Annotated in this window: 16 protein-coding genes; 8 read left to right on the forward strand and 8 right to left on the reverse strand. The window is 67.9% G+C overall.

Going from position 1 to position 21,124, the window contains the following annotated elements; all coding sequences use genetic code 11:
• Positions 1–78: 78 nt before the first annotated feature.
• Positions 79–2,235: a peptidyl-dipeptidase Dcp gene (gene dcp, locus N8888_RS00885; RefSeq protein ID WP_074902277.1), complete on the forward strand. Its 2,157-nt coding sequence runs from the start codon at positions 79–81 to the stop codon at positions 2,233–2,235.
• A 146-nt stretch (positions 2,236–2,381) separates the two neighbouring features.
• Here dcp and N8888_RS00890 read toward each other — a convergent pair whose 3' ends face one another.
• A complete protein-coding gene (locus N8888_RS00890; protein ID WP_053518439.1) occupies positions 2,382–2,828 on the reverse strand; it encodes a hypothetical protein in 447 nt (148 codons plus the stop codon).
• Positions 2,829–2,831: 3 nt separating this feature from the next.
• Positions 2,832–3,233 carry a hypothetical protein gene (locus N8888_RS00895; protein ID WP_053518441.1) on the reverse strand — a complete coding sequence of 134 codons (402 nt, stop codon included), beginning with the start codon at positions 3,231–3,233 and terminating at the stop codon, positions 2,832–2,834.
• A 249-nt stretch (positions 3,234–3,482) separates the two neighbouring features.
• Between N8888_RS00895 and lepB the strand changes: the two genes are divergently transcribed.
• Both lepB and N8888_RS00905 read left to right on the forward strand, forming a co-directional pair.
• Positions 3,483–4,109: a signal peptidase I gene (lepB, locus tag N8888_RS00900; protein WP_065174178.1), complete on the forward strand. Its 627-nt coding sequence runs from the start codon at positions 3,483–3,485 to the stop codon at positions 4,107–4,109.
• A gap of 122 nt (positions 4,110–4,231) precedes the next feature.
• A complete protein-coding gene (locus N8888_RS00905; protein ID WP_065182046.1) occupies positions 4,232–5,488 on the forward strand; it encodes an MFS transporter in 1,257 nt (418 codons plus the stop codon).
• Positions 5,489–5,529: 41 nt separating this feature from the next.
• Here the strand turns inward: N8888_RS00905 and N8888_RS00910 are convergent, their stop codons facing one another.
• A complete protein-coding gene (locus N8888_RS00910) occupies positions 5,530–6,438 on the reverse strand; it encodes a LysR family transcriptional regulator (protein WP_053520468.1) in 909 nt (302 codons plus the stop codon).
• Positions 6,439–6,746: 308 nt separating this feature from the next.
• Complete coding sequence (locus N8888_RS00915; RefSeq protein ID WP_053518611.1) at positions 6,747–7,715, reverse strand: LysR family transcriptional regulator; 969 nt, start codon at positions 7,713–7,715, stop codon at positions 6,747–6,749.
• Positions 7,716–7,824: 109 nt separating this feature from the next.
• Here N8888_RS00915 and aceB point away from each other — a divergent pair, with 109 nt between their 5' ends.
• From aceB to N8888_RS00935, 4 genes are all read left to right on the forward strand, one after another.
• Positions 7,825–9,447, forward strand: a complete 1,623-nt coding sequence (aceB, locus tag N8888_RS00920) for a malate synthase A (protein WP_053518609.1) — start codon at positions 7,825–7,827, stop codon at positions 9,445–9,447.
• A 64-nt stretch (positions 9,448–9,511) separates the two neighbouring features.
• Positions 9,512–10,804, forward strand: coding sequence for an isocitrate lyase (gene aceA, locus N8888_RS00925; RefSeq protein ID WP_053518608.1), 1,293 nt, complete (start codon positions 9,512–9,514; stop codon positions 10,802–10,804).
• A 357-nt stretch (positions 10,805–11,161) separates the two neighbouring features.
• Complete coding sequence (locus N8888_RS00930) at positions 11,162–12,202, forward strand: GGDEF domain-containing protein (protein ID WP_053518607.1); 1,041 nt, start codon at positions 11,162–11,164, stop codon at positions 12,200–12,202.
• Positions 12,203–12,218: 16 nt separating this feature from the next.
• On the forward strand, positions 12,219–14,735 hold the full coding sequence (locus N8888_RS00935) for a putative peptide modification system cyclase (RefSeq protein ID WP_263176849.1): 2,517 nt from the start codon (positions 12,219–12,221) through the stop codon (positions 14,733–14,735).
• 7 nt (positions 14,736–14,742) lie between these two features.
• On the opposite strand, the gene N8888_RS00940 is transcribed toward N8888_RS00935, so the two are convergent.
• The gene (locus N8888_RS00940; RefSeq protein WP_053518604.1) at positions 14,743–15,027 is read right to left on the reverse strand and encodes an NHLP-related RiPP peptide; all 285 of its coding nucleotides are present in this window, start codon (positions 15,025–15,027) and stop codon (positions 14,743–14,745) included.
• Between the two features lie 118 nt (positions 15,028–15,145).
• Between N8888_RS00940 and N8888_RS00945 the strand changes: the two genes are divergently transcribed.
• A complete protein-coding gene (locus tag N8888_RS00945) occupies positions 15,146–16,315 on the forward strand; it encodes a putative peptide maturation dehydrogenase (RefSeq protein ID WP_263176850.1) in 1,170 nt (389 codons plus the stop codon).
• Positions 16,316–16,321: 6 nt separating this feature from the next.
• Here N8888_RS00945 and N8888_RS00950 read toward each other — a convergent pair whose 3' ends face one another.
• The 3 genes from N8888_RS00950 to N8888_RS00960 are packed head-to-tail and all read right to left on the reverse strand — an operon-like array spanning position 16,322 to position 21,114.
• On the reverse strand, positions 16,322–18,304 hold the full coding sequence (locus tag N8888_RS00950) for an acetyl-CoA carboxylase biotin carboxylase subunit (RefSeq protein WP_263176851.1): 1,983 nt from the start codon (positions 18,302–18,304) through the stop codon (positions 16,322–16,324).
• Positions 18,305–18,330: 26 nt separating this feature from the next.
• Entirely contained in the window at positions 18,331–19,941 is a 1,611-nt protein-coding gene (locus tag N8888_RS00955; RefSeq protein ID WP_164151115.1) for a carboxyl transferase domain-containing protein, read from the reverse strand.
• A 9-nt stretch (positions 19,942–19,950) separates the two neighbouring features.
• On the reverse strand, positions 19,951–21,114 hold the full coding sequence (locus N8888_RS00960) for an isovaleryl-CoA dehydrogenase (RefSeq protein WP_053518598.1): 1,164 nt from the start codon (positions 21,112–21,114) through the stop codon (positions 19,951–19,953).
• Positions 21,115–21,124: the final 10 nt, after the last annotated feature.

Consider the following 21,124-nt stretch of genomic DNA (forward strand, 5'->3'; position numbering starts at 1 on the left):
CGGCACATGCCGGGCGAGCGCGACAGGAGTAGGGTGGACGGTCGGCATCCCATCCCGTCTGCCCAAGGAGCGTTTTACATGTCGCGTACCGTAGTCCTGGCCGCCGCCATCAGCCTGGCGCTGGCGGCCTGTTCCGGCAAGGAGTCCACCCCCGTGTCCGCAGCCCAGAATACCCCGGCCCAGCAGCCGGCCGATGCCTCCACCAACCCGCTGCTGAGCGCCAGCACGCTGCCGTTCCAGGCGCCGCCGTTCGACAAGATCAAGGACAGCGACTACCTGCCGGCGTTCGAGGAAGGCATGCGCCAGCACCTGGCCGACGTGCGCAAGATCGCCGACAACAGCGAGCCGGCCACCTTCGACAACACCATCGTGGCGATGGAGCGCAGCGGTGAGACCCTGACCCGCGTGTCGCGCATCTTCTTCGGCCTGGTGCAGGCCGATACCAACGATGCGCGCCAGAAGATCCAGGAAGAAGTCGCGCCGAAACTGGCCGCGCACCAGGACGAGATCAGCCTCGACCCGAAGCTGTTCGCACGCGTGAAGTCGCTGTACGACCAGCGTGACACGCTGGGCCTGGACCCGGTGCAGAAGCGCCTGGTCGAGCATTACTACGACGGCCTGGTGCGTGCCGGTGCGCAGCTGTCCGACGCCGACAAGGCCAGCCTGCGCAAGCTCAACGTGGAAGAGACCACGCTTTCCACCCAGTTCCATACCCGCCTGGTCGCCGCCACCGCTGCCGCTGCCGTCATCGTGGACGACAAGGCCAAGCTGGCCGGCCTGGATGAGAACGCGATCAACACCGCAGCTGCCGATGCGAAGGCGCGCAAGCTTGACGGCAAGTTCCTGCTGCCGCTGCAGAACACCACCCAGCAGCCGGTGCTTGGTTCGCTGAGCGACCGCGACCAGCGCGCCGCCGTGCTCAAGGCCTCGGAAACCCGCGCCGAGCGCGGTGATGCCAACGACACCCGCCAGACCGTGCAGCGCCTGGCCCAACTGCGTGCGCAGAAGGCCAAGCTGCTGGGTTTCGACACCTTCGCCGACTACCAGCTGGGCGACCAGATGGCCAAGACCCCGGCCGCCGCGCTGAAGCTGCTGACCGACACCGTGCCGGCTGCCACCGCCAAGGCACGTGCCGAAGCCGGCGAGATCCAGAAGGTGATCGACGCGCAGAAGGGCGGTTTCCAGGTTGCGGCCTCGGACTGGGACTTCTACGCCGAGCAGGTACGCAAGGCCAAGTACGATCTGGATGAGTCGCAGATCAAGCCCTATTTCGAGCTGGACAACGTGCTGCAGAACGGCGTCTTCTACGCCGCCACCCAGCTGTACGGCATCACCTTCAAGCCACGTACCGACATTCCGACCTACCACCCGGACATGAAGGTGTACGAAGTGTTCGACAAGGACGGCACCTCGCTGGCCCTGTTCTACACCGACTACTTCAAGCGTGACAGCAAGTCCGGTGGCGCGTGGATGGACGTGTTCGTCGAGCAGGATGGCCTGACCGGCGCCAAGCCGGTGGTCTACAACGTCTGCAACTTCACCAAGCCGGCCGAAGGCCAGCCGGCGCTGCTGAGCTTCGACGACGTCACCACCCTTTTCCACGAGTTCGGCCACGCCCTGCACGGCATGTTCTCGAACGTGAAGTACCCCTCGATCGCCGGCACGGCCACCTCGCGCGATTTCGTCGAGTTCCCGTCGCAGTTCAACGAGCACTGGGCGCTGGATCCGAAGGTGTTCGCCAACTACGCCAAGAACTACAAGACCGGCGAGCCGATGCCGCAGGAACTGGTCGACAAGATCCTCAAGGCGCGCAGCTTCAACCAGGGCTACGCCACCACCGAGTACCTGTCGGCTGCGCTGCTGGACCTGGCCTGGCACACGCAGAAGGCCGACGCGCCGCTGCAGGATGTCGGAGCCTTCGAAGCCAGCGCGCTGAAGAAGTTCAAGGTCGATCTGCCGCAGGTTCCGCCGCGCTACCGCACCACCTACTTCGACCACATCTGGGGCGGTGGCTACTCGGCTGGCTACTACGCCTACTTCTGGGCGGAAGTGCTCGACCATGACGCCTTCCAGTGGTTCACCGAGAACGGTGGCCTGACCGCGGCCAATGGCCAGGAATTCCGCGACAAGATCCTCTCGCGCGGCAACAGCGTGGAGCTGTCGACCCTGTACCGCGATTTCCGCGGCAAGGACCCGTCGGTGGAGCCGCTGCTGAAGTTCCGCGGGCTGAAGTAAGAAAGCGAAAACGGCGGGGGCGACCCCGCCGTTTTTCTTTCTGTAGCGTCGAGCCATGCTCGACGTTCTTCTGTAGAGCCGAGCCCATGCTCGGCTGATGTTTCCTGGAAAGGCAGCCGAGCATGGGCTCGGCTCTACAAACAGCGTTACGTCCCCACGTGCACCCGGTTCGCCTGTTCGGCAAGGCCCAGGTGATCCAGCGCGATATCCAGCGCCAGCACGTAGCTCTGCGCGCCATAGCCGGCGGCGATGCCCAGGCGCTGGCCGATGCCGGCCGGCAGACAGGGCTCAGCCACCGCGCCGTCGTCATGCACCTCCACGTAGGCGTTGTGCAGATAGGGCAGCAGGCGCTGCAGACGCAGGCTGCCGGCACACGCGCCGGGATCGAGCAATGTCACTTCGCCGCGGCTGTGATCGGCCACGCGCAGGGCATCCAGCAGTTCCTGTTCCGAACCGCAGGCACGGATGGCCACGCTGGTGCCGGCATCGATCGCACGGTGTACCAGCGACTTCAGTACCGGTGCCGGCAGCGGCAGTGCGGTACGGATCAATGTGCCGGCCGCTTCCGGGCCGCGGATGATGAAGATCGACATGGCTCAGCCCTCCTGCGCCAGGCGGCGGCCGACGATGGCCAGCGACAGCGGATAACCGGCCTGCTGGCTGCGCTGGTCGACCACCACCGCGGCCGGCCCATGCTGCAGGCGCAGGCGCGCGTCCAAGCCGGGTTCGCGGGCGCTCTGCAGTTCGATGTAATGCGCCGGCAGCCGCTCCAGGGCGGCCTGCAGCGCGCTGCCCTCGGCCTGCCATTGCGCCTCGTCGGCCACGCCCACGTCCAGCAGTACCCAGTCGGCCGAGCGCGCCTGCGGCTGGCACAGGCACTGGCGCACTTCGGACAGGCTGGCGCAGTCGCTGCACAGCACGCGGTGGCCGGACAACTGCGCCGGCAGCTGCGGACGCGGTGCCGATGAAGAGGCGTGGCGGATCACCAGGAGGGTCATACAACACCTTGCGGAAAGCGCCGTTCGGCGCGGTGGGCAGACGATGCGCGCAGTGCCCGTAAAGGTGCGATGCCGGGCGCCGGGCCCGGGCGTAAAACCTGCGTAACCCTGCATCGGCAGCGCCGGGCCATGCCCGGAGAGCACATGGCGCGGCCGTTCCAACACTCGGCCGGGCATGGCCCGGCGCGACCGGGAACCTCTTGCACCCGGATGGGGTCTGAAGACCCTGCCACCCCATCGGAACCTGACATGGATGCTGTTGCCCGACCGCCGTTCCCGCAACGCGCTCTCGCCTGGCTGAAGAAGGAGGCGCTGCCGCTGCTGCTCATGCTGGGCCTGCTCGCCGCCGCCCGCGACACCCTCGCCAATCATTACGTGGTGCCCAGTGGCTCGATGCAGCCGACCCTGCAGCCCGGTGACCGGGTGGTGGTGGACATGCGTGCCTATGGCCTGCGCCTGCCGTTCACCAACACGTCCCTGCTGTCCACCGGCCAGCCGCAGCGCGGCGAGGTGGCGGTATTCGATTCGCCTGCCGACGGCACCCGCCTGATCAAGCGGGTCGCCGCCGTGGCCGGCGACCACGTGCAACTGCACGAGGGCCACCTGAGCATCAACGGCCACCCGCTGCAGATGGCCGACCTGCAGGACGTGGAGGCCTTCGGCAGCCGCCGTGCGCGCCTGGACCTGGACATGGGCGGTGGTCCCGACATTGCGGACCTGGTGGTACCGGCCGGCAAGCTGCTGGTACTGGGGGATCATCGCGGCAACAGTTTCGATGGACGCTTCTTCGGCTTCGTCGACGCCGACAAGGTCTACGGGCGCGCGGTGGCCGTCTACTACCGCCGTGGCGATGGCTTCCAGTGGCAGCACCTGTGAGCTGAATCGATACGTCAGGGATATCAATCCTGACTTTTCAGGTTATGGATCGACTGGGTGGACGGGCCTAGTCTGGGGCCCGTTCCCTCCACCCCGGCCGCCCCCTACGGCCCTTCGATCCCATGACTGGCGAAACCGCCGCGGCCCCCGAACGTCGCTTCCCTCCTGCCGATTCCAGCCCCGAGACACGCATCCAGCAGGGCACGCCAGCGTTCCGCCGCACGGCGGTCGCGCTGTTCCTGGCCGGCTTCTCCACCTTTGGCCTGCTGTACACGGTGCAGCCGTTGCTGCCCGAGTTTAGCCGCCACTTCGGCGTCTCCGCCGCCGGCAGCGCGATGTCGCTGTCACTGACCACCGGCACGCTGGCCGTGGCGATGCTGCTGGCCGGGCTGCTGTCCGACGCCGTGGGCCGCAGGCCGTTGATGATCGTCGCCCTGCTGGCCTCGGCCATCCTCTCGCTGAGTACCGCCCTGGTCGATGACTGGACCACGCTGCTGGTGCTGCGCACCCTGCTGGGCCTGGCCCTGAGTGGCGTGCCGGCGGTGGCGATGACCTATCTGGTCGAAGAAATGGACAGCCGCGCACTGGGCCTGGCGATGGGCCTGTACATCGGCGGCAACGCGATCGGTGGCATGAGCGGGCGCCTGCTCGCCGGCATCATCGCCGACCATTGGGGGTGGCGCTGGGGCATCGGCGTGGTCTCGATCATCGCCGTGGCCAGCACCGTGCTGCTGTGGCTGCAGCTGCCGCCATCGCGGCATTTCCAGGCCCGTCGCGGCGGCCTGCGCCAGCTGCCGTCGCGCTGGCGCACGTTGTTCGCCGATCCCGGCCTGCCGTGGCTGTTCGCCACCTCCTTCGTGTTGATGGGCGTATTCGTCACCCTCTACAACTACCTCGGCTATCACCTGCTGGCGCCGCCGTACCACCTCAGCCAGACCGTGGTCGGGCTGATCTTCAGCGTCTACCTGGTCGGTACGTTCAGCTCGGCATGGATGGGCCAACAGGCCACGCGGTACGGCCGTGGGCGCGTCCTGTCGATCTCCTTCGTGCTTATCGGTGCCGGCATCGCGCTGCTGGCGATGCCGTGGCTGACCACGATGGCGCTGGGCATCGCGCTGGTGACCTTCGGCTTCTTCGGCGGTCATTCGGTCGCCAGCAGCTGGGTCGGCAGCCGGGCGGGCATGATGCGCGCGGAAGCCTCGGCACTGTATCTGTTCGCCTACTACCTGGGGTCGAGCGTGCTGGGCGGTGTGGGCGGGCTTGCCTACGCCGCGTGGGACTGGCTGGGGGTGTGCGCGTTCGCGGCAGTGCTGACCCTGCTTGGCGGTGGCATCGTCTGGGCGTTGCAGCAGCGGGCCCCGCAGCCGGTGACGGCCTGATGCTCGCCGGGCCATGCCCGGCGAGCGCGCAGCGCGGCGCTTCACTCTTCGGCGAACGCGCCGCGCAGCAGGCCGGCGAAGTTGCGGATCAGCGGCGTCACTCCCTCACGGCGCCATGCCAGCTGCACCTCCGAGTGCGCGCCGGCATCGGCCAGCGCGACAAAGCGCGCGCCTTCCACCCGGATGTGGTCGCACGAGGACGGCAGGATCGCCGCACCCAGGCCAGCCGCCGCCAGGCTGATCAGCGTGGACGCCTCACCGGCTTCCTGCACGATGCGTGGAGTGAATCCGGCAGCCGCGCACAGCGCGATCATGTGGTCATGGATGCCGGCGCCGGCACTGCGTCGAAAGGCCACGAACGGTTCCTGCGCGAACGCACGCAGCGACAGCGTTCCCTGTTCCGGAAGCCGGCGCAGGGCAGGGTGGTCGGCATGCACGATCAACGCCAGCGGATCGACGAACAGGCTGTGCGCAACCAGTTCCGGCGGCAGCGCGCGCTTGCGGATGATGCCCACGTCCAGTGAACCGTCGAGCAGGGCGTCGATCTGCTGCAGCGTGTTCATCTCGCTCAGCTGCAGCCGCACCTGCGGATACTGCTGGCGGTAGCGCAGGATCGAGCGCGGAATCTGCGGCGACAGCGGTGTGGCCCGGGTCAGCCCGATATGCAGCTCACCCTGTTCGCCGCGCTGTGCGCGCTGCACCTCGTCCACTGCCGTCTCCACCTGCTGCACGATGGCCCGCGCGCGCTCCTGCAGCAGTTCACCGGCAGGCGTCAGCTGCACGCGGCGATGGCTGCGCACGAACAGGCGCGCCCCGATCAGGTCCTCCAGCTGGCGGATCTGCTGGCTGAGCGGCGGCTGCGACATGCCCAGCCGCTCGGCCGCCTGGCCGAAGTGCAGGGTCTCGGCAACGGCAAGGAAATAGCGCAGGTGGCGCAGTTCGATGGACATGCGCCCAGTCTATTCATCGCCAGCCGGAAATGAATCAGAGGTTGGATCCGACCCCGTGCCGACCAACGGTCGGCACCCGCCAACAGCAGCTGGCACTAAACAGCAGAGGGAAACTGTCGAAGGCGGGGTGGGTCCGGTTGCGGGGGTGTGAGCGGCATGGATGCCGCGACCAAGCCCCCATGGACGGGTTTACGGCGCCCCCCGCAACCGGACCCATCCCGCCGTCCCACACATAGCCAGCTGTTGCCGTTGCTTCGGCTTGAGGCTTCGGCAGGTGCAGGGCGGCAGCCCTGCAAACCAGAACCCCCTCACCGCTCGGAGTGCCCGCTCTGGTCGTAATCGCGCGGGCTGAACAGTTCCGGCTGGATCAGCTCGATGAACGCTCGTGCCTGCGCCGACAGCGCCTTGCCGCGGCGCACGATCACGCCATAGCTGCGCTCCGGGAACCAGCGCTTCATCGACCGCGCCGCCAGCCGCTCGTGGTCGGTCTCGTTCAGGCACAGCGCCGGCACGATGGAAATACCCATGCCCATCGCCACGTACTGCTTGATTACTTCCCAGCCGCCTACCTCAAGGGCGACGGTGTACGCGATGCGATGGCGCTGGAACACCTGGTCGACCAGACGGTAGGTGATCTGCCGCTTCGGCGGCAGCACCAGCGGATAGCGGGCGATGTCGGCCAGCTCCAGCTCCGCGCCCCGGGCCAGCGGATGGTCATGCGGCGCGATCAGCACCTGCTCGAAACGATAGGCCGGGGCGTAGCTGAGGTCGGCGGGCACGTCGGTCATCGAGCCGATGGCAAGGTCAGCGGCGTCCTCGCGCAGCAGGTCGGTGCCGTCCGCGCTGATCGCGTTGTGCAGGGTCAGGCGCACGTCCGGGTGATGCATGCGGAAGCGCTCGACGATCTTCGGCAGCAGGTACAGGATGGTCGAACTGTTGGCCGCGATGTTCAGTTCGCCCGCATCCAGCCCGCGCACCTTGTCGCGGAAGCGCGCCTCCAGCCCGTCCAGGCTCTCCACCAGCGGTTGCGCCATTTCGTACAGCAGCTGGCCCTCGCGGCTGGGCACCAGGCGGCGGCCGCTGCGCTCGAACAGCGGTACGCCCAGCTCCCGCTCCAGCGCCTGCAATTGCAGGCTGATGGCCGGCTGGCTGACGAAAAGCGCCTCAGCCGCCCGTGAGACTGAACCCAGACGCACGGTCTGGCAGAACGCACGCAAGGGCTTCAGGCGGTCGGATTTGTAGGAAAAACGAGGACTTGGCGAGCTGCGCGTGGTCATGGCGTAACGAGTATTAGCACAATTTATGTAAAGCATTGCAAAAACTGTTTTGCCAAATACTGAGCGCCAGCGGCACGGTGGAGACGTTCCCCACTGCTGGAGTCGTCCCATGTCCGCCGTCGCTTCCGCTGTTCCCTCCCCCGCCGCCAAGGCCACGCCCGGCATCGCCCTGGCGACCCGGGTGGCCGGCCAGGACACCCTGCTGCCGGCGCCGCTGCTGGCCCTGCTGGTGTCGCTGCACCGGGCGGTGGAGCCGGGTCGGCAGGCGCGGCTGCAGGCTCGCCGTGAGCGCCAGGCGTTCTTCGACCGCGGCGGCCTGCCGGACTTCCGTGAGGACACCGCCGCGATCCGCAGCGGCGACTGGACCGTCGCACCGCTGCCGGCCGCGCTGCAGGACCGCCGCGTCGAGATCACCGGCCCGACCGATCCGAAGATGGTCATCAACGCGCTGAACTCCGGCGCCAAGGTGTTCATGGCCGACTTCGAGGATTCGACCTCGCCGACCTGGCGCAACCTGCTGGCCGGGCAGCAGTCGTTGGCCGCTGCGGTGCGTGGTGACCTGGAGTACACCGCGGCCAATGGCAAGCACTACACCCTGCGCCCGTACGACGAGCAGGCCGTGCTGATCGTGCGCCCGCGTGGCTGGCATCTGGACGAGAAGCACGTCCGCATCGATGGCCAGTTCCTGGCCGGTGGGCTGTTCGACGCGGCGGTGTTCGCCTTCCACAACGCCCGCACGCTGCAGCGCAAGGATCGTGGCCCGTACTTCTACCTGCCCAAGCTGCAGAGCATGGAAGAGGCGGCCCTGTGGGAGACCGCGCTGTCGCACATCGAAGGCATGCTGGGCCTGCCGCACGGGCAGATCAAGGTGACCGTGCTGATCGAAACGCTGCCGGCGGTGTTCGAGATGGACGAGATCCTGCACGCGCTGCGGGACCGCATCGTCGGCCTGAACTGCGGGCGCTGGGACTACATCTTCTCTTACCTGAAGACCTTCCGCCGCCACGCCGACCGCGTGCTGCCCGAGCGCGGCCAGGTGACCATGACCCAGCCGTTCCTGAAGGCGTATTCGGAACTGCTGATCCAGACGTGCCACCGCCGGGGGGCACATGCGATGGGCGGCATGGCGGCGCAGATTCCGATCAACAACGACGCCGCTGCCAACGAGCAGGCGATGGCGCGTGTGCGTGCCGACAAGCTGCGCGAGGTGAGTGCAGGCCATGACGGCACCTGGGTCGCGCATCCGGCGCTGATTCCGGTGGCGATGGCGATCTTCGACGAGCACATGCCTGCGCCCAACCAGCACCACGTCCTGCGTCAGGACGTGCGCGTGGGCCGCGACGAACTGATCGCGCGTCCGCCGGGCACCATCACCCGCGCCGGCTTCGAGGGCAATGTCGAAGTCTGCGTGCGCTACCTGGCCGCGTGGCTGGACGGCAACGGCTGCGTGCCCATCCATCACCTGATGGAAGACGCGGCCACCGCCGAGATCAGCCGCAGCCAGTTGTGGCAGTGGCTGCATACCCCGGGCCAGCAGCTGGACGACGGCACGGCCATCGACCTGGCACTGCTCGACACCACCCTGGCGCAGCTGCCCGCACGCCTGGGTGATACCACGGCGCTGCCCGGCGGCGCGCGCATCGGCGAAGCCATCGCCCTGCTTGGCGAACTGAGCCGCAACGATGAACTGACCGACTTCCTGACCCTGCCGGCCTACGCGCGCATCGACTGATCCCCGCGCCCGTTTCCACGCCGCTTCCCTTCCCGCTGCACGCACCACTGAACTGGAGATAGACATGAGCACCCTGCCCACTGCCGAACAGATCCAGCACGACTGGGATACCAACCCGCGCTGGGAAGGCATCCAGCGCAACTACAGCGCCGCCGACGTGGTGCGCCTGCGCGGCACTGTCCATATCGAGCATTCGCTGGCCCGGCTGGGCGCGGAGAAGCTGTGGAAATCGCTGCACGAGCGCGAGTTCGTCAACGCGCTGGGCGCACTGACCGGCAACCAGGCCATGCAGCAGGTCAAGGCCGGCCTGAAGGCGATCTACCTGTCCGGCTGGCAGGTGGCGGCCGATGCCAACCTGGCCGGGCAGATGTATCCGGACCAGTCGCTGTATCCGGCCGATTCTGTGCCTGCGGTGGTCAAGCGCATCAACAACACGCTGCTGCGCGCCGACCAGCTGCATCACGCTGAAGGCAAGGACGACATCGATTTCCTGCAGCCGATCGTAGCCGATGCCGAGGCCGGCTTCGGTGGCGTGCTCAATGCGTTCGAACTGATGAAGGCGATGATCGAAGCCGGCGCCGCGGGCGTGCATTTCGAGGACCAGCTGGCATCGGTGAAGAAGTGCGGCCACATGGGCGGCAAGGTGCTGGTGCCGACCCGCGAGGCCATCGAGAAGCTCAACGCCGCGCGGCTGGCGGCCGATGTGCTGGGTGTGCCGACCCTGCTGGTGGCGCGCACCGACGCAGAAGCGGCCGACCTGCTGACCAGTGACATCGACGGCAACGATAAGCCGTTCACCACCGGCGAGCGCACCGTCGAAGGCTTCTACAAGACCCGCAACGGCCTGGAACAGGCCATCAGCCGCGGCCTGGCCTATGCACCGTATGCCGATCTGGTGTGGTGCGAGACCGGCAAGCCGGACCTGGAGTTCGCGCGCAGGTTCGCCGAAGCCATCCATGCGAAGTTCCCCGGCAAGCTGCTGGCCTACAACTGCTCGCCGAGCTTCAACTGGAAGAAGAACCTGGACGACGCCACCATCGCCAAGTTCCAGAAGGAGCTGGGCAGCTATGGCTACAAGTTCCAGTTCATCACCCTGGCCGGTTTCCACGCGCTGAACTACGGCATGTTCAACCTGGCCCACGGTTACGCGCGCCGGCAGATGAGCGCCTTCGTCGAGCTGCAGGAGGCGGAGTTCGAAGCGGCCGAACGCGGCTTCACCGCGGTCAAGCACCAGCGCGAGGTCGGCACCGGTTACTTCGACGCGGTCACCCAGGCGATCCAGCAGGGACAGTCCTCCACCACCGCGCTGACCGGTTCGACCGAAGAAGAGCAGTTCCACAGCGAACGCGCGGCCTGATCCAACGGTGGCCGTGCGATCGGCTGCCGACACCGCTCAGGGTGGCCAGGGAAGGGCCAGACAACGCCGGCCGGTCGGGGGACCTGCCGGCGTTGTTGTATCCCCTCGCCCCGGTCCCGCATGGCATCCGCGTCAATCGGGCGCACGCCTCGTCACGCAACTTGGCCCAAACCCTGTGAAGACGGGCATCAGCTTGATCCGGCAGGAATTTTTACGGACAGTCGTGCTCCCAAGGTGCACCCCCCGGTCTCCACGCACCTACCGGCTGTCGATTCGTAAAAATGAGATAGGGCGCACACTTTAAAGCGGTGCTATGCTCCGCGGCTCACCAGGGGACGCTGGCGGCGGGTGCAGGGAATGACCGGCAGGGGTGCGGCCGAGAACACTGATGCAACGACCGGTATCGCCCATGTGGCGATGGCCGAGATCGTGCATGCGCTGCTGTCCGATGCCGAGGTCGCATTGTTTGCCAGATTCGGCCGGCCGCGCCGGCTCGAAGCCGGGCAGTGGCTGTTCCAGCGCGGCCATCGTGGCGAGCGCATGTATGTGATCCTGGAAGGCCGGATCGAACTGGATTTCGGCGAGGATCTGGTGATCAAGGTCCTCGGCCACCAGGAGTTCTTCGGCGAGCTGGGCCTGCTGGTCGGCGATCACCTGCGCAGTGCCGGTGCACGTGCGCTGGTCGATTGCCAGGTGCTGGAACTGGGGCCGGCCGATTTCCAGCGTCTGGTCGATGCCGATCCAGGGCTGGTGGCCTACTTCCTGCGCCGTACGATCATGCGCGTGCTGACCAACGAGCAGGCCCTGATCAGCCAGCTGCGGCGCCGCAACCACGATCTGGAAACGGCGCTCGACAATCTGTACATCACCACCCACCAGCTCACGCACACCCGTGAGCTGGTGCGTACCGACGAACTGACCGGGCTGCACAACCGCCGCGGGCTGACCCTGTACCTGCAGGAGTGCCGGGCCGATGGGCAGGGCGCACCGCAGGGCCTGCTGCTGATCGATTGTGATCGCTTCAAGCAGATCAACGACCGGCACGGTCACCAGGCCGGCGACCGGGTGCTGCAGAGCATGGGCAACATCCTGCGCTCGATGGCCGGCGAACACGACCTGGCCTGCCGCCTGGGCGGCGATGAGTTCTGCCTCATCCTGCGGCGCGGCACCCACGAAATCGTGCAGCATGCCGCCGAGTTCATCCTCAGCGCGGTGCATGGTCTACTCGAACGCAGCCATGGCACGCCCCATGTGAGCCTGGTGAGCATCGGCGCCAGCCTGCTGGCGCCGGATGCGGACTGGAGCGAGTGGTATGCGCGTGCGGACCGAGCGCTGTACCAGGCCAAGCGCGATGGCGGCAACTGCCTGCGCTGGGTGGACGCGCCGGACGGGCACTAGAGCGGAGACACCGGTGATGAAGGGCGACAAAGGAACGTCGGCGCCACACAACCAGCAGCTGCGCGCGCTGCTGTTCACCGACCTGTGCGATTCGCTGCAGCTGGTTGAGCGGATCGGTGATGTGGCGGCGGCCGAGCTGTTCCAGCAGCATGACCGTCTGGTGCTGGGTCTGCAGCAGCGCTGGAACGGGCAGCTGATCGACCGTTCCGACGGCCTGTTCGTACTGTTCGAGCGCACCATCGATGGCGTCGGTTTTGCCCTGGCCTACCAGACTGCGGTGGAGGCGCTGGGGCGTGAGCGCGGCATCGTGCTGCGCGCGCGTGCGGGCCTGCATGTCGGTGACGTGCTGTTGTGGAACAACAGTGCCGAAGCAATGGCCCATGGCGCCAAGCCGGTGGAGGTGGAGGGCCTGGCCAAGCCGATGGCGGCGCGGCTGATGCAGCTGGCCTGGCCGGGCCAGGTGTTGCTGTCGGCCACCGCCGAGCAGATGGCACGGCGCGCTACCTCCACGCTGCCCTGGGCCAGCGAGGCGCTGCGCTGGAAGCACCATGGGCGCTGGCGCTTCAAGGGCATCACCGAGCGCCAGGATGTGTTCGAGATCGGCCTGCGTGGCAGTGCGCCGCTGCGTCGACCGCGCTCGGGCGAGAAGGCATGGCGCGATCTACCCTTGTGGCGGCGTCCCGCGGCTGTGGTCACCGAGGCCGCGCTGGCGGTGACGCTGGGCGTGCTGCTGTGGATGCTGCTGCGCCCGGCGCCGGCCATCGCCTTCGCCGAACGGGACTGGGTGATCCTGGCCGCGGTGCAGAACACCACCGCCTATCCGCAGCTGGACAGCAGCCTGGAGCAGGCGCTGTACATCAGCCTGGGTCAGTCACGCTTCGTCAACATCCTCAGCGAGTTGAAGGTGCGCGACACCCTGCAGCTGATGCAGCGCTCGCCACAGGCACGGCTCGACCGAGGCCTGGCCATCGAGGTGGCCCTGCGCGATGGCGCGCGCGCGGTGCTGGTACCGAGCGTGCTCGAGCTCAACGGCAAGGTGCGGGTCAGTGTCGAAGTGGTCGATCCGCACAGCGGCCAGACCGTCTATACGCGCTACGCCGATGGTCGAGGCCTGGAATCGATCCTGACCTCCACCGACCACGTGGTGGCAGCGCTGCGCGCCGACCTGGGCGAAGCGTTGCGTGATGTCGGTCGCGATCAGCGACCGCTGCCCACCGTGGCGACGGCCAATCTCGATGCCCTGCATGCCTACGCCAAGGGCGTCGATGCCACGGCGGCCGCCCGCTACGACGACGCACTGATGTTCTACGAGCAGGCCACCCGGCTCGATCCCGCATTCGCCTTTGCCTATGTGGGGCAGATGACCATCCAGCACGCCAAGGGCAACCTGGAGCAGGCCGCCGTGCTGTACCGGAAGGCGGTCAGCCAGCGTGCCCACCTGACCGCACGCGACCAGCTGTACCTGGACGCGTGGGCAGCGGATTTCGCAGGTGCACCGCCCATGCGCATCGCCGACAAGTGGCGCCTGCTGACCGAGCTGTACCCGGACGACCCGGCCGGTTGGATGAACTACGCCAAGATCCTGTACACCCAGGGCGACTATGACGGCGCCCTGGCCGCAACACAGCCGCTGCTGGCCCGCCAGCATTCTCGGCGTGCACTGGTGCTGGTGTTCGTGGCGCGGGTGCAGCTGGCCCGTGGCGAAGTCGCCGCAGCCGAAGCGGCGCTGCGTGGCGCACGCCTTCATCCGGGCTGGAATGGCGATGGCATGGAGCCGGTGATCGCCGCGCTGGCTGGTGATTTCGAGGCCGCCAATGCCGGCTTTGCGGCGATGCCCGTATCGGGGCCGGGGACGCGCATGCTGCGCGCGGCGGTGCTGGCCATGCAGGAGCGCGCGCACGAGGCAGCCACCGACATGCGGCAGGTGGCTGCCCAGTGCACGACGGTCGGTGGGCTGTGCGACATCTACGCGCTGCAGGCACTGGCCTGGCGCGAACAGGAAGGCGACCACGTGACGGCGCAGGAATACCTGCGTGTGCTGGACCGGGCGCTGGCCGCGGTCGACCGCCGCCATCCTGCGCCAGCGCGCCGCAATGCATTCATCGCCCTGGCGGCGGCCTATCATGCCGCGCGCGCAGGCCACGCCTCGGTGGTGATGCAGCGCAGGGACCCGCTGCAGGCCCTGCCCGAGCGCGACGCGGATCCGCGTCTGCGCGAGCTCTGGAACCTGCTGCGTGCCCGCATGGCCCTCGACCAGGGTGACCTGGACCAGGCGCAGGACCTGCTGGCGCAGCAGCCGTCGGCGAACCTGTTCCAGTGGCGGGTGCTGCAGCTGGATCTGGTGACCGCGCGCGGCGACCAGGCCGCGGTCGCACGGCAGGCGGCGTGGCTGCAGCGCCACGCCGGCCTGGCATTTGCTGAAGACACCGGTGACTACGCTCTGTTGCCACTGAACGCGATGGACGTGCAGCGGCTGGCGGCAGGCCGCGCCGCCGCAGTGATGCCTGACAAGGGCACGGTGGCCGCGCCCTGAGGCCGGTCTATCGATCCAGGCCGGGCAGGCCATCCTCGAACAGGAACGGCACGGTGAATGAGGCACGCGCGTCCAGCAGCTCGCGCAGGCGCGGAGCGGCCTTGGCGAACTCGGCCTTGCTGCCCAGCGTGGCCAGCGGCGTATGGCAGGCGCGCACGCAGTCTTCATCGGCGCCCAGATCGAGCAGTGCCTGGCCCGGATCCGCGGCGAAAGCCTTGCGGAAGTCATCGTCGCTGGACAGGCGTTCCAGCAGCTGCTGGACGACGTGGGTGGGAAGCGGTGAAGAAGACATGGCGTGCAACCGACGGGCTGGGAAAATGGAAGTATCGGCGGCGATCGTGCGAAGTTGATGGCAGGCACGTGCATCGCGCTATGATCGGCGCCCCCGCAGGCCTTTCGATTGCACGCCGATGAGATTCCGCCGTTGCCGGACACTGTTCGTCGAGCCGGTCGAACGCCCGGCCTTTGCATTGGCCGACCTGATGGCCGGCGGCACCGGGGTGACCTTCGAGCAGCGGCTGCAGGTGCGTACCGCCCACCTGCCTTCGGCATGCGAGATCGATGCCGACAGCTGCGCCTGGCTGTTGGCCTGCAGCGCCGAGCATTGGCAGCCGATGCCGGAGGATGCGGCCTGCCGCCGCCGCGTACTGGCGCTGCTGCAGCAGCGACTGCTGGTGAGCGACGATCCGGCCCATGCCGAGGCCTGTGCGGCCGAGCAGCGCGTGCGCGACAGCCACTGGTGGCCGCTGTCGGCGCTGCACTACCAGCAATCCTGCTGGGATGGCGTGGACAGCAGCGCGGACATGCAGCGTCAGCAGCTGGTGACCGCGCGCGACCTGGTCCGCAGCTTCGGCAATCCGCCGCCGGAGGCGCCGCCACGCCAGCCCGGCGCGCTTGCGCTGCCCCGCTGCGATGATGATCCGATGCAGGAACTGCTGCAGGCGCGTGCCACCTGCCGGAATTTCGATGCGACCCGCGCGCTGCCGCTGCCGTTGCTGGCACGGCTGCTGCAGCAGGTGCTGATGGCGCAGGCACAGGTGGAAACCGATCCGGACGTGCGGTTCCTGAAGAAGAACGTGCCCTCGGCCGGCAGCCTGCATCCGCTGGAAGCCTATCTGATGGTGCGCGACGTGCAGGGCCTGGCGCCGGGGCTCTACCATTACCACGCAGTCGCGCATGAACTGGCCCCGCTGCCGGTGCAGCCCGACGATCCCGCAGGGTTCCGCCTGCGCCTGCTGGCGGGCCAGCACTGGTTCGCCGATGCCCACGTGCTGCTGGTACTGGTGTGCCGCTTCGAGCGCACCTTCTGGAAGTACCGCAACCACGCCAAGGCCTACCGTGCGGTCATGCTCGACGCCGGGCACATCTCGCAGGCGTTCTACAGCGCGGCCACCGCACAGGGCCTGGGCGCGTTCGTCACGGCGGCCATCAACGAGGCCGAGGCCGCGCGCGCGCTTGCCCTGCAGCCGATGGCGGAAGGCGCGCTGGCGGTATGCGGCTTCGGCTGGCGCGCGGCAACGATGCAGACCTCGGAGATGGACCCGGCGGGCCGTGTCTGGCCCGCCAGGATCACGCCGTAGCGTGGCTCAGGTCGCTTCGAAGTCGACCAGGACCGCGCCGTCCCCGACCTGGTCGCCGGCCTTCGCCCGGTAACCCTTCACTGTGCCGTCGGCCGGTGCCTGCAGGGTGTGCTCCATCTTCATCGCCTCGAGTACCACCAGCGGCGTGCCGCGCTTGACCTGGGCACCGGCCTCGACCAGCGTGGCCACGATCCTGCCGGGCATCGGCGCCAGCAGGCTGCCTGCATCGGCCACCGCATGCTCCGACTCGCCGACCGGGTCGTGCAGGGTGAAGCGGTGCTGGCCATCGGCGCCGAACAGATACAGCTGGTCACCCTCGCGCAGCAGCTGCAGTGACCAGCGACGGCCGTCCAGCTGCACCGTCAGGTGCTGGCTGTCGAGGCGACCGAGCACCGACTGCGGGGCCGCATCATCACATTGCACACGCCAGCCATCGGCCTGTGCCCACACCTTCAGCACGTGCCGGCGCTCTCCCTGCTGCAGCGGCAGCACGCGGGGCGCGGGCGCACCCAGGCGCCAGCCATCCTGTGCGCGCCAGGGCGAATGGGGGTCGCGCGGGTCGCTGCCGGCGTCGGCCGTGCTGGCAACCGCGGCGACCGCGGCCAACTGCCACAGTGCATCGTCGCTGTCACCGATGGCGCTCAAGGCGGCCTGCTCGCGTTCGATCAGTGCGGTATCCAGCCGGGCGTGCGCGAATGAATCGGTGTGGACCAGCCGGCGCAGGAAACCGGCATTGGTGGTCACGCCCACCACCTGGCAGTCAGCCAGTGCCTGGCTCATGCGCCGCAATGCGCTGTCGCGGTCCATATCCCAGACGATCAGCTTGGCGATCATCGGGTCGTAATACGGCGTGATGGCGTCGCCTTCCTCCACGCCGGTATCCACGCGCACGTTGGCCGAGGCCGCCGGCAGGCGCAGGCGACGCAGGGTGCCGGTGGACGGCAGGAAGCCGCGGTCGGCATCTTCGGCGTACAGCCGTGCTTCGATCGCGTGGCCTTGGATGGCCAGCTGGTCCTGGCGCAGCGGCAGTGGCTGGCCACAGGCCACGCGGAGCTGCCATTCCACCAGGTCGGTACCGGTGATGAACTCGGTGACCGGGTGCTCGACCTGCAGGCGGGTGTTCATTTCCATGAAGTAGAAATCACCGTCCGGGCCGGCGATGAACTCCACCGTGCCCGCGCCGACGTAGCCCACGGCGCGTGCAGCGTCGACCGCCGCCTGGCCCATCGCCGCGCGGCGCTCGGCACTCATGCCCGGTGCCGGGGCCTCTTCCAGCACTTTCTGGTGCCGGCGTTGCACCGAGCAGTCACGCTCGAACAGGTAGACCGCATCACCGTGGCTGTCGCCGAACACCTGGATCTCGATATGGCGCGGGCGCTCGACATACTTCTCGACCAGCACGTGGTCGTTGCCGAACGCCGAGGCGGCCTCGCGCTGGCAGCTGGCCAGCGCATCGATGAAGTCCTCGCTGCGTTCGACCTTGCGCATGCCCTTGCCGCCACCGCCGGCGCTGGCCTTGATCAGCACCGGATAGCCGATCGTATCGGCCTGCGCGCGCAGGAAGTCCGGCGCCTGCTGGTTACCGTGATAACCCGGCGTCAGCGGCACGCCGGCTTTGGCCATCAAGGCCTTGGCCGCGCTCTTGTCACCCATCGCGCGGATCGCGCTGGCCGGCGGCCCGATGAAGGTGATGCCGGCGGCGGCACAGGCATCGGCGAAGTCGGCGTTCTCGGACAGGAAGCCGTATCCGGGATGGATCGCCTGCGCGCCGCTGCGGCGTGCGGCGTCGAGCAGGGCCTCGCCGCGCAGATAGCTCTCGCGTGCGGCGGCCGGTCCGATGTGGATGGCCTCGTCGGCCAGGCGCACGTGGCGGGCATTGCGGTCCGCATCGGAATACACCGCCACGGTGGCGATGCCGAGGCGGCGGCACGTGGCGATGACGCGGCAGGCGATTTCGCCACGGTTGGCGATCAGGACTTTGGTGAACATGGCGACAGGCTCGGTCATGGCGCGGGTTACATGCGGAACACGCCGAAGCGCGTCTGCTGCGGGGCGGCGTTGAGGCTGGCCGACAGCGCCAGGGCCAATACCCGGCGGGTATCGGCCGGATCGATCACGCCGTCGTCCCACAGGCGCGCGCTGGCGTAGTACGGGTGGCCCTGCTGCTCGAACTGCTCGCGGATCGGCGCCTTGAACGCGTCCTCTTCCTCGGCGGGCCATTGCCCGCCCTTGGCTTCGATGCCATCGCGACGTACCGTGGCCAGCACGCTGGCGGCCTGTTCGCCACCCATCACGCCGATGCGTGCGTTGGGCCACATCCACAGGAAATTCGGCGAATAGGCCCGCCCACACATGCCGTAGTTGCCGGCGCCGAAGGAGCCGCCGATCACCACGGTGAACTTGGGCACCTTCGCGCAGGCGACCGCCATCACCAGCTTGGCACCGTCCTTGGCGATACCGCCCTGTTCGTACTTGCGCCCGACCATGAAGCCGGTGATGTTCTGCAGGAACAGCAGCGGGATGCCGCGCTGGGTGCACAGCTCGATGAAGTGCGCGCCCTTCAGGGCGGACTCGGAGAACAGGATGCCGTTGTTGGCGATGATGCCGATCGGGTAGCCGTTCAGATGGGCGAAGCCGGTGACCAGGGTGGCGCCATAGCGCGGCTTGAACTCATCGAAGCGCGAGCCATCGACCAGGCGTGCGATCACCTCGCGCACGTCGTAGGGCTTGCGCGTATCGGCCGGGATCACGCCGTACAGTTCGTGCGCCGGCAGCAACGGTTCCTCCGGCGGCTGCATCGCCATCGCCGGTTCCGGCTTGCGCCAGTTCAGCTGGGCGATGATCGCGCGGACCCGTGCCAGCGCCTGCAGGTCGTTGTCGGCCATGTGGTCGGCCACGCCGGAAATGCGCGTGTGCACGTCCGCGCCGCCCAGTTCCTCGGCCGTCACCACTTCACCGGTGGCCGCCTTCACCAGCGGCGGGCCGCCGAGGAAGATGGTGCCCTGCTCGCGCACGATCACCGTTTCATCGCTCATCGCCGGCACGTAGGCGCCACCGGCGGTGCAGCTGCCCATGACGCAGGCGATCTGCGGGATGCCCTGCGCGGACAGGTTGGCCTGGTTGTAGAAGATGCGGCCGAAGTGGTCGCGGTCGGGGAACACCTCGTCCTGCAGCGGCAGGAAGGCGCCACCGGAGTCGACCAGATAGATGCACGGCAGGTGGTTCTGCTCGGCGATCTCCTGTGCACGCAGGTGCTTCTTCACCGTCATCGGGTAATAGGTGCCGCCCTTGACCGTGGCATCGTTGGCCACGATCACGCACTCCACGCCGCTGACCCGGCCGATGCCGGCGACCACGCCGGCTGCCGGCACAGCGTCGTCATACATGCCATGAGCAGCCAGCGGCGCGATTTCCAGGAAGGCGCTGCCGGCATCGAGCAGGGCGTCGATGCGGTCGCGTACCAGCAGCTTGCCGCGCGCGGTGTGCTTGGCGCGTGCCGCCTCGCTGCCGCCCAGGGCAGTGCGGGCGAGGGTGGCGTGCAGATCGTCGACCACGGCCTGCATCGCCGCGCGGTTGCTTTCAAACGTGTCGCTGCCCGGTTGCAGCTGGCTGTTCAGGACGGTCATGGGGTGGCCTTACAGAGTGCGCTGGAACAATTCACGGCCGATCAGCATGCGGCGGATCTCCGACGTGCCCGCACCGATCTCGTACAGCTTGGCGTCGCGCCACAGGCGGCCGGTCGGGTACTCGTTGATGTAGCCGTTGCCACCGAGGATCTGGATCGCCTGGCCGGTCAGCCAGGTGGCCTTCTCGGCGGCGTACAGGATCGCACCGGCCGCGTCCTGGCGGGTGGTACGGCCCTGGTCGCAGGCGCGTGCCACGGCGTACACGTAGGCGCGGCAGGCGCCCAGGCCCACGTACATGTCGGCGATCTTGGCCTGGATCAGCTGGAAGCTGCCGATCGCTTCGCCGAACTGGTGGCGTTCGTGCACGTACGGCATCACCACGTCCATGGCCGCAGCCATCAGCCCCAGCGGGCCGCCGGACAGCACCACGCGCTCGTAGTCCAGGCCGGACATCAGCACGCGCACGCCACCGCCGACGCTACCGAGCACATTCTCTTCGGGAATCTCGCAGTCCTGGAACACCAGCTCGCAGGTCGGCGAGGAGCGCATGCCCAGCTTGTCCAGCTTCTGCGCGGTGGAGAAACCCGGCATGCCCTTTTCAACCAGGAAGGCGGTGATGCCCCTGGCGCCGGCGTCCATGTCGGTTTTGGCATAGACCACCAGCACATCGGCGTCCGGGCCGTTGGTGATCCACATCTTGTTGCCGTTGAGGACATAGCGATCGCCGCGCTTGTCGGCGCGCAGCTTCATCGATACCACGTCCGAACCGGCACCGGGTTCGCTCATCGCCAGTGCGCCCACCTTGGCGCCACTGCACAGGTCGGGCAGGAAGCGCTGCTTCTGCGCCTCGCTGCCGTTCTTGCGCAGCTGGTTCACGCACAGGTTGGAGTGCGCGCCATAGGACAGGCCGATGCCGCCGGAGGCGCGCGAGACCTCTTCCATCGCCACCACGTGGGCCAGGTAGCCCATGCCGGTACCGCCGTATTCTTCCTCGACGGTAAGGCCGAGCAGGCCCTGTTCGCCCAGTTTCGGCCACAGTGCCTGCGGGAACTGGTTGGTCGCATCGGCCTCGGCCGCCAGCGGCGCGATCTCGGCGGCGGCAAAATGGGCCACGCTCTGGCGCAGCAGGTCGATCTCTTCACCGAGATCGAAGTTCAGGGATGGCACGTGCATTACAGCGGCT

The sequence above is a fragment of the Stenotrophomonas maltophilia genome, assembly GCF_025642255.1.
In the GTDB taxonomy this organism is placed as follows: Bacteria; Pseudomonadota; Gammaproteobacteria; order Xanthomonadales; family Xanthomonadaceae; genus Stenotrophomonas; species Stenotrophomonas maltophilia_P.